The organism is Fuscovulum blasticum DSM 2131 (assembly GCF_003034965.1).
Taxonomy (GTDB): domain Bacteria; phylum Pseudomonadota; class Alphaproteobacteria; order Rhodobacterales; family Rhodobacteraceae; genus Pseudogemmobacter; species Pseudogemmobacter blasticus.
Window position 1 is genome coordinate 52,652 of record NZ_PZKE01000015.1, and the last position, 13,034, is coordinate 65,685.

The window sequence follows — 13,034 nt, forward strand, 5'->3', positions numbered from 1 at the left end:
GAAGGGGCGTGGCATGATCCCGGTCATCGGTTTCCAAGGGCAGAAGGTGGCCGTTCTGGGGCTTGGCCGGTCCGGTCTGGCCACGGCGCGCGCCTTGCAGGCGGGCGGCGCGCTGCCGCTTCTGTGGGATGACAGCCCCGAAGCCCGCGCCAAGGCCGAGGACGAGGGCTTTGCCCTGACCGACCTGACCCGCCAGTCCGCGCTGGACGGCGTGGCCGCGCTGATCACCAGCCCCGGCATCCCGCATCTTTACCCCGCGCCGAACCGGGTGATCGCCCGCGCGCTGGAACTGGGCGTGCCGGTGGACAATGACATCGGCCTGTTCTTCCGCAGTTGGGCCACGCCCGAATGGGACAATTTCGAACAGGTGCCCAAGGCGGTGACGGTGACCGGCTCGAACGGCAAGTCCACCACCACGGCGCTGATCCACCATATCCTGCAGGTGGCGGGGCGGCCCTGCCAGATGGCGGGCAATATCGGCAAGGGGGTGCTGTCGATCGACCCCGCGCAGGATGGCGAGGTGGTGGTGCTGGAACTGTCCAGCTACCAGACCGACCTGGCCCGGGCGCTGACGCCGGATGTGGCCGTCTTCACCAACCTCTCGCCCGACCATCTTGACCGTCACAACGGCATGGGCGGCTATTTCGCGGCCAAGCGCCGGCTGTTCGCCGAAGGCGGGCCGGACCGCTGTGTCGTGGGCGTGGATGAGGTCGAGGGCCAGTTTCTGGCCAACCAGATGGGGCAGGGGCCGGGCGACGACCGGGTGATCCGGGTGTCTTCGGGCCAGAAGCTGGAAGGGTTCGGCTGGTCGGTCTTTGCCCGCAAGGGGTTTCTGGCCGAATGGCGCAAGGGCCGGCAGATGGCCAGCATCGACCTGCGCGAGGTGAAGGGCCTGCCCGGGGCGCATAACCACCAGAATGCCTGTGCCGCCTATGCCGCCTGCCGCAGCCTGGGGCTGGCGCCCAAGCTGATCGAACAGGCGCTGCACAGCTTTGCCGGCCTGCCGCACCGCAGCCAGTTGGTGGCCGAAAAGGATGGCGTGCGCTACATCAACGACAGCAAGGCGACCAATGTGGACAGCGCCGCCAAGGCCCTTCAGGCCTTTCCGCGCATCCGCTGGATCGCCGGGGGCCTGGGCAAGGACGGCGGCATCGCCGCGCTGGCGCCCTGTCTGCCGGCGGTGGTGAAGGCCTATCTGATTGGCCATTCGGCGCGCGACTTCGCCCTGCAGATCGGCGACACCCCGCATGAGATCTGCGAAACGATGGACCGCGCGGTGGCCCGCGCCGCCGAAGAGGCGCAGCCGGGCGAGGTGGTCTTGCTGGCCCCGGCGGCGGCCAGCTTCGACCAGTATCCCAACTTCGAAAAGCGCGGCGAGCATTTCACCGCGCTGGTGCAGGCCCGTCTCGGGTGAGCGACGACCACGGCCACCGGGCCACCTATGACCGCAGCGCCGCCGACTGGCACGCGATGCGGCGGGGCAGCTATCCCGAACGGCCCTGGATCGACCGGGTTGCCCGCGCCCTGCCCGAAGGGGCGGCGGTGCTGGATCTTGGCTGCGGTTCGGGCCATCCGGTGGCGGCCGATCTTCTGGCGCGCGGATTTGGCGTCACGGGGCTGGATGTCTCGGAGGCCATGCTGGACATCGCCCGCGCGGCGCTGCCGGCGGGCTGCTGGCTGCAGGGCGACATGCGGGCGCTGGATCTGGGCCGCCGCTTTCACGCCGTCATCGCCTGGGACAGTTTCTTTCACCTGACCGGCGCCGACCAGCGGGCGCTGATCCCGCGCATCGCGGCGCATCTGCACCCCGGCGGGTGGTTCCTGTTCACCGCAGGCCCACGCGAGGGCGAAGTCTGGGGCGCCGTGTCCGGCGGGCCGGTGTTCCATGCCAGCCTGTCGCCCGCCGGCTATGCCGCCGCGCTGGAGGCGGCGGGGCTGCTGCCACGGCAGTTCGTGGCCGAAGACCCGCAGACCGCGGGGCGCAGCATCTGGCTGGCGCGCAAGGATTAAAGCCGCACCTCGGCCGCCAGATCGGCCAGCAGCCGCGCCGAACGGTGCAGCGCCTCGGTCTCGGCGGCGTCAAGGTCGGGCATCAGGTCGGCGGTCACGCCCCGGCGGTTGACCACGCGCGGGATCGACAGCGCGACATCGCGCACCCCCGCGACCAGCGGCGTGTGGATCGACACCGACAGAACCGCCCCCTCGTCGCGCAGGACGGCGCGGGTCAGCCGCATCAGCCCCGCGCCGATGCCGTAATTCGTGGCGCCCTTGCCGGCGATGATGCGATAGGCGGCGCGGCGGACGCCATCGTCGATCTCGGCGCGGACCTGATCGGTGATCGCCGCCCCGACCTGCGCCGCGAAATCGCGGATGCCCACCGATCCGGCCCGGGCGGTGGACCAGGCCAGAACCTCGCTGTCGCCATGTTCGCCCAGCACATAGGCGTGCACCGATTGCGGCGAGATGCCAAGGTGCCGGCCCAGCAGGCTGCGGAAGCGGGCGGTGTCCAGAATGGTGCCCGACCCGATCACCCGGCCGGGCGGCAGGCCTGACAGGCGGGTGGTGATCTCGGTCATCACATCGACGGGGTTGGTCGCGACCAGCAGGATCGCGTCGGGCGCCACGCGCCGCACCTCGCCTACCACGCTGGCAAACACCGCCGCATTGCGCGACAGAAGCGCGATCCGCGTTTCGCCGGGCTTCTGGTTCACCCCGGCGGCGATGATCACCACCTCGGCCCCGGCCAGCCGGTCGTAATCGCCCGCCTCGACCTGGGTGGCCGAGGCGAAGGGCACCGCATGGGCGATGTCTTCGGCCTGGGCCTGCGCCAGCGCCGGCACATGATCGACCAGCACGATCCGCCCCGCGATGCCCGACAGCGCAATCGCATAGGCCGCGGCCGATCCGACCAGACCCACCCCGACGATTCCGACCGTTGCCGCCATGTCCTGTCCTTTCGCCTTTTGCGGGTGCAGCATGGCATGGACCACCCCGCAGGGGGAAGGGGCGGCGGCCTCCGGCGGGGATATTTGCGGACAGAGGAAAGGGCAGGCCACGCCCGCCGGGATCGTATTCGCGCTTTCCACGCGCCCGGAATGTCGTTAGACTTTGCGGCACGGACCCGGGGAAAACATCCGGGCCAGAGGCAGAAGTTCGAGGCGGTATTCCCATGACTGAGATGGTCTATGGCTCTTCTCCGGCTGCGGTGCGCGAGCCGGTTTTGCCGCGCTGGTGGCGCACGATCGACAAATGGTCGCTGACTTCGGTCTTCGTGCTGTTCGGGATCGGGCTTCTGCTGGGGCTTGCCGCCTCGGTGCCGCTGGCCAGCCGCAACGGGCTTGAACCCTATTTCTACGTCCAGAAACAGGCGATCTTCGGCATCATGGGCCTGTCGGTCATGGTGGGCGTGTCGATGCTGTCGCCGGCCATCGTGCGCCGGCTGGGGATCGTGGGCTTTGCGGCCGCGCTGGTGATGGTGATGCTGCTGCCGCTGGTCGGCCAGGACCACGGCAAGGGCGCCGTGCGCTGGCTGTCGCTGGGCGGCTTCTCGCTGCAACCGTCCGAATTCCTGAAGCCCGGCTTCGTGATCGTCACCGCCTGGCTGATCGCCGCCGCGCAAGACATCAACGGCCCGCCGGGCCGGCTGATCTCGTTCGGGCTGATGACCTTCGTCGTAGGCTTTCTGGCCCTGCAACCCGACTTCGGCCAGTCGGCTCTGGTCGTCTTTGCCTGGGGTGTGATCTATTTCGTCGGCGGCGCCTCGATCGTGCTGATCCTTGGCATCGGCGGGCTGGTCGGGCTGGCCGGCTTCATCGCCTATGGCGCCTCCGAACACTTTGCCCGCCGGATCGACGGCTTCCTGTCGCCCGATGTGGACCCGCGCACCCAGCTTGGCTATGCCGCCAACGCCATTCAGGAAGGCGGCTTCTTCGGCGTGGGCGTGGGCGAGGGGCAGGTGAAGTGGTCGCTGCCCGATGCCCATACCGACTTCATCATCGCCGTCGCGGCCGAGGAATACGGCCTGATCCTGGTGCTGATGATCCTGGGCCTGTTCGGCGTGGTCGTGGTGCGGTCGCTGATGCGGCTGATGTCCGAGAATGACCCCTTCACCCGGCTGGCCGGGTCGGGGCTGGCCTGCGTCTTCGGCGTGCAGGCGATGATCAACATGGGTGTTGCCGTGCGGCTGCTGCCCGCCAAGGGGATGACGCTGCCCTTCGTCAGCTACGGCGGGTCGTCGCTGATCGCGGCGGGGCTGACGGTTGGGATGCTGCTGGCGCTGACGCGGTCGCGGCCGCGCGACCGCATGGCGGAACTGTTCGGGAGGCGGCGCTGATGGCCGGCACGGACACTGGAACTGACAAGGGTTCGGACAAGGGCAAGCTGCTGCTGATCGCCGCCGGCGGCACCGGCGGGCACATGTTCCCCGCGCAGGCGCTGGCCGAGGCGATGCTGGCGCGCGGCTGGCGGGTGAAACTGTCTACTGATGACCGGGGCGCGCGCTATGCCGGCGGCTTTCCGGCGGCGGTGCAGGTTGAAAAGGTGGGCTCTGCCACCTTTGCCCGTGGCGGGATCGGCGCGAAACTGGCGGTGCCCTTCCGCATTGCCGGCGGTGTGCTGGGGGCCGTGCTGGCCCTTCTGCGCGACAAGCCCGCCGTCGTGGTGGGCTTTGGCGGCTATCCCACGATTCCGGCGCTGTCGGCGGCCTTCCTGCTGCGGCGGCCGCGCATGATCCATGAACAGAACGGCATCCTGGGCCGGGTGAACCAGCTTTTCGCCCCGCGCGTCGACCGCGTGGCCTGCGGCACCTGGCCGACCGTGCTGCCCGACGGGGTGGAAGGCATCCCGACCGGCAACCCCGTGCGCGCCACCGTGCGCGAACGCGCCGCCGCGCCCTATATCCCGCCGGGCGATTACCCGATGTCGGTGGTGGTGATCGGCGGCAGCCAGGGCGCGCGCATCCTGTCGGATGTGGTGCCCGCCGCCTTTGCCCTGCTGTCTGACACCCTGCGTGCCAACCTGCGCGTGGCCCATCAGGCCCGGGATGAGGATGCCGAACGCGCCGCCGCCGCCTATGCCGCGGCGGGCATCCATGCCGAGATCGCGCCCTTCTTCACCGACATTCCCCGCCGCCTGTCCGAGGCGCAACTGGTGATCAGCCGGTCCGGCGCCTCGTCGGTGGCCGACATCTCGGTGATCGGCCGCCCGTCGATCCTGATCCCCTATGCCGCCGCCACCGGCGACCACCAGACCGCCAATGCCCGGGGCCTGGCCGAGGCGGGGGCCGCCGTGGTGATCCCGGAAAAGCTGCTTGACCCTGCCACGCTGGCGGGCCACATGGCCGCGATCCTTGACGCACCCCAGGCGGCCGAGACCATGGCGCAGAACGCGCTGGCCCAGGGGCGCCCCGATGCGACCGAACGCCTGGTCGCCCTTGTCGAAGACCTTGCCGGAGATCTTGCATGAACGCCGCCACCAAACTGCCGCTGGAATTGGGGCCCATCCATTTTGTCGGCATCGGCGGCATCGGCATGTCGGGCATCGCCGAAGTGCTGATCACGCTGGGCTACCGGGTGCAGGGATCGGATGCCAAGGCATCGAAGATCACCGACCGGCTGGTGAAACTGGGCGCCACCTTCTTCGAAGGCCAGCGGGCCGAGAACATCGGCGAAGCCGCGGTGGTGGTGATCTCCAGCGCCATCAAGAAGGGCAACCCCGAGCTTGAGGAAGCCCGCCGCAAGAAGCTGCCGGTCGTCCGCCGCGCCGAAATGCTGGCCGAACTGATGCGCCTGCGTTCGAACATCGCCGTGGCGGGAACCCATGGCAAGACCACCACCACCACCATGGTCGCCACTCTGCTGGACAAGGGCGGCTTCGATCCGACCGTGATCAACGGCGGCGTGATCCATGCCTATGGCAGCAACGCCCGCGCCGGGGCGGGCGAATGGATGGTGGTCGAGGCCGATGAAAGCGACGGCAGCTTCAACCGCCTGCCGGCGACCATCGCCATCGTCACCAACATCGACCCCGAGCATATGGAGCATTGGGGCACCATCGAGAACCTGCGCAAAGGCTTTCTCGATTTCGTCTCGAACATCCCGTTCTACGGCCTTGCCGTCTGCTGCACCGATCACCCCGAGGTGCAGGCGCTGGTCGGCCGCGTCACCGACCGCCGGGTGGTGACCTTCGGCTTCAACGCCCAGGCCGACATCCGCGCCGTGAACCTGACCTTCGACGGCGCCACCTCGAAATTCGACATCCTGTTGCAGAACGAAGGCGCGGACTCCCGCATCGAAGGCTGCAGCCTGCCGATGCCGGGCCAGCACAACGTCTCGAACGCGCTGGCCGCCGTGGCGGTGGCCCGCCATCTGGGCATGAAGCGCGACGAGATCCGCGAGGCGCTGGCGGGCTTCGCCGGCGTCAACCGCCGCTTCACCAAGGTGGCCGAGGTGAACGGCGTCGCCATCATCGACGATTACGGCCATCATCCGGTGGAAATCGCCGCCGTGCTGAAGGCCGCCCGTCAGGCGGTGTCGGGCACGCCGGGCGCACGGGTGATCGCGGTCCACCAGCCGCACCGCTACAGCCGCCTGTCGAACCTGTTCGACGATTTCTGCACCTGTTTCAACGAAGCCGATGTCGTCGGCATCGCCGAGGTCTATGCCGCGGGCGAAGACCCGATCCCCGGCGCCAGCCGCGACGATCTGGTTGCCGGGCTGATTGCCCATGGCCACCGCCACGCCCGCGCCGTGATTGATGAACCCGATCTGGCCCGGCTGTTCCGCGAACAGGCCCGCCCGGGTGACATCTTCGTCTGTCTGGGCGCAGGCACCATCAGCGCCTGGGCCAATGCCCTGCCGGCCCGGCTGATCGGACAGGCCGCATGAGCGGCCCCGCCTTCACCGCCTGCCTTTGGGTGATCGCCGCTGCCGCCACCGCCCTGCTGCCGATGCGGGCGCAGATGCTGCCCGGTCTGGTGCTGCTGATCGCCGCGCCCGGTCTGGTTGGCTGGATCGGCGTCGTGCATGGCTGGCTCTGGACCGTGCCGGCGGTGCTGGCCTTTGTCTCGATGTTCCGCCGCCCGCTGGCTTACCTGCTGCATCGCCTGACCGGCTGGCCGCCCCTGCGCCCGCAAGGGCCGGAGGGCCGGGCATGATCGCGCCGCTGACGCTTGCCTGCCTCTGGCTGATCGCGGCGAATGTGATCGCGATGCTGCCCTCGCGCGATCACCACTGGCGGGCCGCTTACGCGCTGATCGTCGTGGGCATCCCGCTCTTGGGCTGGGTCACCTGGCAGGCCGGTCCGGTCTGGGGGCTGATCCTTCTGGGCGCCGGCGCCAGCATCCTGCGCTGGCCGCTGATCCACCTGCTCCGCCGGATGCGCGGCTAGGGCAGGGTGGCCCGGCCTTGCCCGGGCGGGGCAACCCGTCTACCACAGCGCCATGACCCAGCTTCCCACCCCCCGCGGCGCCCTGACGCCCAACCGTCCCCTGTCCGATCTGACCTGGCTGCGTGTCGGCGGGCCGGCCGACTGGCTGTTCCAGCCCGCGGATGAAGACGATCTGGCCGCCTTCCTGCGTGACCTTGATCCTGCGATTGCCGTCTTTCCCATGGGCGTCGGGTCGAACCTGATCGTGCGCGATGGCGGCATCCGCGCGGTGGTGATCCGGCTTGGCCGCGGCTTCAACGGCATTTCGGTCGAGGGCGAGGCCGTCACCGCCGGGGCGGCGGCGCTGGATTCCCATGTCGCCCGCCGTGCCGCCGAAGCGGGCCGCGACCTGACCTTCCTGCGCACCATTCCCGGCAGTATCGGCGGCGCGGTGCGGATGAACGCGGGCTGCTACGGGCAGTATGTGGCCGATGTGCTGGACAGTATCCGCATCGTCACCCGGCAGGGCCGCATCGAGACGCTGCCCGCCTCGGCGCTGAACCTGCGCTACCGCCAGTCCGACCTGCCCGAAGGGGCGGTGATCATCGGCGCCACCTTCCGCGCGCCCGCCGGCGACCCCGCCGCGCTGGCCGCCCGGATGGACGAACAACTGGCCCGCCGCGATGCCAGCCAGCCCACGAAAGACCGTTCCGCCGGCTCCACCTTCCGCAATCCGGCCGGGTTTTCCAGCACCGGCAGGGCCGATGACACGCATGAACTGAAGGCGTGGAAGGTGATCGAGAACGCCGGGATGCGCGGTGCCATGCGGGGGGGCGCGCAGATGTCGCCGATGCACGCCAACTTCCTGATCAACACCGGGGGGGCAACGGCCGCCGATCTGGAAGATCTTGGCGAGGAAGTGCGAAAAAAGGTTTTCCAAAACAGCGGCATCACGTTAGAGTGGGAAATCATGCGCGTCGGAGAACGCGCGACATAAGACTGAGGGGCGCAAAGCCCCCGTGAGGCAGTAAATGGCGGCGGGATCGGGCAGATTTCCCCGCGTGGCGGTTTTGAAAGGTGGCATGTCCGCCGAGCGCGAGGTTTCCCTCGTCTCGGGCCGTGAATGCGCCAAGGCGTTGCGCGAGGCCGGGTATGAGGTGGTCGAGGTCGATGCGGGCCGCGATCTTCCTGATGTGCTTTCGGCGATGAAGCCGGATGTCGTGTTCAACGCGCTGCATGGCCGCTGGGGCGAAGACGGCTGCGTGCAGGGCATCCTGGAATGGCTGCACATCCCCTATACCAATTCCGGCGTGCTGGCTTCGGCCCTGGCGATGGACAAGCAGCGCACCAAGGAAATCTACCGGGCCGAAGGCCTGCCGGTGGCCGACAGCGTGGTCGCCACGCGCGAGGCAGTGGAAGCGGGCCATGTCCTGCCGCCGCCCTATGTGGTCAAGCCGTTCAACGAAGGCTCGTCGGTCGGCGTCTATATCATTCATCCCGGCTCGAACGCGCCGCGGCTGGCGTCGTCCATGCCCGCGCGGGTGATGGTGGAAACCTATGCGCCGGGCCGCGAACTCAGCATCTCGGTGATGGGCGACCGCGCCCTGGCGGTGACCGACATCATCACTGACGGCTGGTATGACTACGATGCGAAATACAAGCCGGGGGGCAGCCGGCATCAACTGCCCGCGAACATGCCCGCCGAGATCACCGAGGCCTGCCTTGACTATGCGCTGCGCGCGCACAAGGCGCTTGGCTGCCGGGGTCTCAGCCGCACCGACATCCGCTGGGATGATACCCGCGGTCTGGACGGGCTGATCCTGCTGGAAACCAACACCCAGCCGGGCATGACGCCCACGTCGCTGGCGCCCGAACAGGCGGCCTTCTGCGGAATTTCCTTCCCGCAGCTTTGCGACTGGATCGTGAGGGACGCGTCATGCGATCGCTGAGCGCGCCGCGTCGCCACGATTTCGAACCGCCGCTGAGCGCGCCGCGCCGCATGGCCGAGCCGCCGATGACCGCCACGCGCCCGGCCTATGCCGCGCCCGCCGCTGCCGCGACCCCGCGTCATGCGGTCGAACCGCCGGTGACGGCGCCGCGCCGCATGGCCGATGCCCAGCCCCAGCCCCAGTCGCAACCCCAGCCCCGCCGGCCCGAAGCGCCGGCGGCTGCGCCTTTTGCAGCCGCCCCCTTCACCGCCGCCGCGCGCCCGGTGCCTGCTGCGGCGGTGGCGCCCGCCCCGATGGCGCGGCGCGACCCGGCCCCCAGCCGCTGGGCCTACCGGCTTCAGCGCATCATGCTGACGCCGCATCTGCGCGCGCTGCTGCGCTTCGGCCTGCCCAGCTTCGTGGTGCTGGCCGCCGTTGGCCTCTACCTGTCCGACGATGCCCGCCGGGGCGCCATCGTTCAGGTCTTCACCGACATCCGCCAGAAATTCGAACACCGCCCCGAATTCATGGTCACGCTGGCCTCGGTCGAAGGCTGCTCGAAAGACCTGGCCGAGGCCGTCCGGGCCCGCCTGGGGCTGAACCTGCCGCAATCGTCCTTCGATCTTGACCTTGCGGCCATCCGCAGCCGGATCGAGGAACTGGATGCGGTGAAATCGGCCGAACTGCGGGTGCGCAGCGGCGGTATCCTGCAGGTGCTGGTCACGGAACGCGAGCCGGTCGCCGTCTGGCGCACCGCCGAAGGCCTGACACTGGTTGATGACACCGGCCATCGCGTGGCCGGGCTTTATGCCCGCAGCGACCGCCCCGACCTGCCGCTGATCGCGGGGCAGGGGGCCGACCGCGCCACCGCCGAAGCCCTGCAGATCTTTGCCGCCGCAGGCCCCCTGCTGCCGCGCGTGCGCGGCCTGACGCGCATGGGCGAACGCCGCTGGGATCTGGTGCTGGACCGCGACCAGCGCATCCTTCTGCCCGCCGAACACCCGGTCCGCGCGCTGGAACGCCTGCTGGCGCTGGACCATGCGCAAGACATCCTGTCGCGCGATCTTGTGGCGCTTGACCTGCGCCTTGACAGCCGCCCGACCCTTCGCCTCACCCCCTATGCGCTGACGGAACTGCGCCGCAGCAAAGGCCTTAAAACCGTGGAGACCGACCTGTGACCGACCTCTACCAGACCCAACGCGCCATGCGGAACATGCGCCGGGCTGCGATGCAGCGGGGCGTCATTGCCATTCTCGACGTGGGCACCTCCAAGATTGCCTGCCTGATCCTTCGCTTCGACGGCGAGGCGCGGCTGCGCGAACAGGATGGCGTCGGCCCGATGGCCGGCCAAAGCCAGTTCCGCATCATCGGCGCCGCGACCACCCGGTCGCGCGGTGTCCGCTTCGGCGAAATCTCGGTGATGAACGAAACCGAAAGCGCGGTCCGCACGGCAGTTCAGGCGGCGCAGAAGATGGCCAATGTCCGCGTTGACCATGTGATCGCCTGCTTCTCGGGCGCCGAACCGCGCAGCTATGGTCTGGCCGGCGACACCGACCTCGCCGACAACGTGGTGACCGAACAGGACGTGGCCCGCGTGCTGGCCGCCTGCGACGTGCCCGATCTGGGGCATGGCCGCGAGGTGCTGCACGCCCAGCCGGTCAACTTCGCGCTGGACCACCGCACCGGCCTTGGCGATCCGCGCGGCCAGATCGGCAACCGTCTGGCCTGCGACATGCACCTTGTCTCGGTCGACGGATCTGTGATCCAGAACCTGCTTTACGCCATCAAGCGCTGCGATCTGGAACTGGCCGGCATCGCCTCCTCGGCCTATGTCTCGGCCATTTCCTCGCTGGTCGAGGACGAACAGGAACTGGGCGCGGCCTGCATCGACATGGGTGGCGGCGCGACCGGCGTGTCGATCTTCATGAAGAAGCACATGATCTATACCGACAGCGTCCGCATGGGCGGTGATCATGTCACCTCGGATATTTCCAAGGGTCTGCAAATCCCGCTCAGCACGGCCGAGCGGATCAAGACCCGCCATGGCGGCCTGTTCGCCACCGGCATGGACGACCGCGAGATGATCGAGATCGGCGGCGACAGCGGCGACTGGGACAAGGACCGCCGCCAGATCAGCCGGACCGAACTGATCGGCATCATGCGCCCGCGCGTCGAGGAAATCCTGGAAGAAACCCGCACCCGGCTGGATGCGGCGGGCTTCGACCATCTGCCCAGCCAGCAGATCGTGCTGACCGGCGGCGCCAGCCAGATTCCCGGCCTTGACGGGCTGGCCGCGCGCATCCTGGGCCAAAGGGTGCGCCTGGGCCGTCCGCTGCGCGTACAGGGTCTGCCGCAGGCCGCCACCGGCCCGGCCTTCGCCAGCGCCGTGGGCCTGTGCCTCTTTGCCGCCCACCCGCAGGATGAATGGTGGGATTTCGAAATTCCCGCCGAACGCTATCCGGCGCGATCCCTGCGCAGGGCCTTCCGGTGGTTCAAGGACAACTGGTAACCCCCATATCCAGCCCGACGCGCGAAATCCCGCTGATTGCCCGGCGGAATAGCCCATATTTTGTAGGGAAATCGCGTTTTTCTGGTGACGGCAGCTCCGGTTTGTGGATAAAATCGGGGATAACTGGGGAGTCAGGCCACGGGACAGGTCTGTTGCCCCGGATTCAGAACAGCGCAACAGCGGCGACATAAAAAACGGACAGGCGGAACACCATGGCACTCAATCTGACGATGGCTACCAACCAGCGCGAAGAGCTGAAGCCGCGCATCACCGTCTTCGGGGTGGGCGGCGCGGGCGGCAACGCCGTCAACAACATGATCGAGAAGCAGCTTGAGGGCGTCGAGTTCGTGGTCGCGAACACCGATGCGCAGGCGCTGCAGCAATCGCAGGCGCCGGCGCGCATCCAGATGGGTGTGAAGGTGACCGAGGGTCTGGGGGCAGGGGCCCGCCCGACCGTGGGCGCCGCCGCGGCCGAGGAAACCATCGAGGAAATCGTCGACCATCTGGCCGGCGCGCATATGTGCTTCATCACCGCCGGCATGGGCGGCGGCACCGGCACAGGTGCTGCCCCGATCATCGCGCAGGCCGCGCGGGAACTGGGCGTGCTGACCGTCGGCGTGGTGACCAAGCCCTTCCAGTTCGAAGGCGCCAAGCGGATGAAGCAGGCGGAAGACGGGATCGAGGCCCTGCAAAAGGTCGTCGATACCCTGATCATCATTCCGAACCAGAACCTGTTCCGGCTGGCCAACGAACGCACCACCTTCACCGAAGCCTTCGCGATGGCCGATGACGTGCTGTATCAGGGCGTCAAGGGCGTGACCGACCTGATGGTCCGTCCGGGCCTGATCAACCTTGACTTCGCCGACGTTCGCGCCGTGATGGACGAGATGGGCAAGGCCATGATGGGCACGGGCGAGGCCGAGGGCGAAGATCGTGCGCAGCACGCCGCCGAAAAGGCCATCGCCAACCCGCTGCTGGACGAAATCAGCCTGAACGGCGCGCGCGGCGTGCTGATCAACATCACCGGCGGCTATGATCTGACCCTGTTCGAACTGGACGAAGCCGCGAACATCATCCGCGAAAAGGTGGATGCCGATGCGAACATCATCGTCGGCTCGACCCTGGACCCGACGATGGAAGGCCGGATGCGCGTCTCTGTCGTCGCGACGGGCATCGACGCCTCGGCCCAAAGCCGCGCCGAACCCCCCGTGACCCGCCGCCCGATGGCGCAG

13 protein-coding genes are annotated in these 13,034 nt (G+C 68.5%); 12 read left to right on the top strand and 1 reads right to left on the bottom strand.

The annotated features are described in order from the left end of the window. Positions 1-13 precede the first annotated feature (13 nt). Together murD and C5F44_RS14395 are read left to right on the top strand one after the other, a co-directional pair. A complete protein-coding gene (gene murD / locus C5F44_RS14390; RefSeq protein ID WP_107674239.1) occupies positions 14-1,414 on the top strand; it encodes a UDP-N-acetylmuramoyl-L-alanine--D-glutamate ligase in 1,401 nt (466 codons plus the stop codon). After that, a complete protein-coding gene (locus tag C5F44_RS14395; protein ID WP_219908689.1) occupies positions 1,411-2,010 on the top strand; it encodes a class I SAM-dependent methyltransferase in 600 nt (199 codons plus the stop codon). The genes murD and C5F44_RS14395 overlap by 4 nt, the downstream gene beginning before the upstream one ends. Here the strand turns inward: C5F44_RS14395 and C5F44_RS14400 are convergent. Beyond that, entirely contained in the window at positions 2,007-2,945 is a 939-nt protein-coding gene (locus C5F44_RS14400) for an L-lactate dehydrogenase (protein WP_107674256.1), read from the bottom strand. The genes C5F44_RS14395 and C5F44_RS14400 overlap by 4 nt on opposite strands. A 224-nt stretch (positions 2,946-3,169) precedes the next feature. Between C5F44_RS14400 and C5F44_RS14405 the strand changes: the two genes are divergently transcribed. The 10 genes from C5F44_RS14405 to ftsZ form a co-directional block, all read left to right on the top strand. Beyond that, on the top strand, positions 3,170-4,333 hold the full coding sequence (locus C5F44_RS14405) for a peptidoglycan glycosyltransferase FtsW (RefSeq protein ID WP_107674240.1): 1,164 nt from the start codon (positions 3,170-3,172) through the stop codon (positions 4,331-4,333). Positions 4,334-4,416: 83 nt separating this feature from the next. After that, complete coding sequence (locus tag C5F44_RS14410) at positions 4,417-5,463, top strand: UDP-N-acetylglucosamine--N-acetylmuramyl-(pentapeptide) pyrophosphoryl-undecaprenol N-acetylglucosamine transferase (RefSeq protein WP_235822638.1); 1,047 nt, start codon at positions 4,417-4,419, stop codon at positions 5,461-5,463. After that, complete coding sequence (gene murC, locus C5F44_RS14415; RefSeq protein ID WP_107674242.1) at positions 5,460-6,884, top strand: UDP-N-acetylmuramate--L-alanine ligase; 1,425 nt, start codon at positions 5,460-5,462, stop codon at positions 6,882-6,884. Before C5F44_RS14410 ends, murC begins: the two co-directional genes overlap by 4 nt. Next, positions 6,881-7,153 carry a DUF2484 family protein gene (locus C5F44_RS14420; protein ID WP_107674243.1) on the top strand — a complete coding sequence of 91 codons (273 nt, stop codon included), beginning with the start codon at positions 6,881-6,883 and terminating at the stop codon, positions 7,151-7,153. Before murC ends, C5F44_RS14420 begins: the two co-directional genes overlap by 4 nt. Beyond that, entirely contained in the window at positions 7,150-7,386 is a 237-nt protein-coding gene (locus C5F44_RS14425) for a DUF2484 family protein (RefSeq protein WP_107674244.1), read from the top strand. Before C5F44_RS14420 ends, C5F44_RS14425 begins: the two co-directional genes overlap by 4 nt. 52 nt (positions 7,387-7,438) lie before the next feature. Beyond that, positions 7,439-8,362, top strand: coding sequence for a UDP-N-acetylmuramate dehydrogenase (murB, locus tag C5F44_RS14430; RefSeq protein WP_107674245.1), 924 nt, complete (start codon positions 7,439-7,441; stop codon positions 8,360-8,362). Positions 8,363-8,396: 34 nt separating this feature from the next. After that, positions 8,397-9,314 (top strand): D-alanine--D-alanine ligase, encoded by a 918-nt coding sequence (locus tag C5F44_RS14435; protein ID WP_107674246.1) that lies wholly within the window; start codon positions 8,397-8,399, stop codon positions 9,312-9,314. After that, on the top strand, positions 9,302-10,471 hold the full coding sequence (locus tag C5F44_RS14440) for a cell division protein FtsQ/DivIB (RefSeq protein WP_235822637.1): 1,170 nt from the start codon (positions 9,302-9,304) through the stop codon (positions 10,469-10,471). Before C5F44_RS14435 ends, C5F44_RS14440 begins: the two co-directional genes overlap by 13 nt. After that, a complete protein-coding gene (gene ftsA, locus C5F44_RS14445; RefSeq protein ID WP_107674247.1) occupies positions 10,468-11,802 on the top strand; it encodes a cell division protein FtsA in 1,335 nt (444 codons plus the stop codon). The genes C5F44_RS14440 and ftsA overlap by 4 nt, the downstream gene beginning before the upstream one ends. A gap of 212 nt (positions 11,803-12,014) precedes the next feature. After that, on the top strand, positions 12,015-13,034 hold a 1,020-nt coding region (gene ftsZ / locus C5F44_RS14450), incomplete at its 3' end, for a cell division protein FtsZ (RefSeq protein ID WP_107674258.1).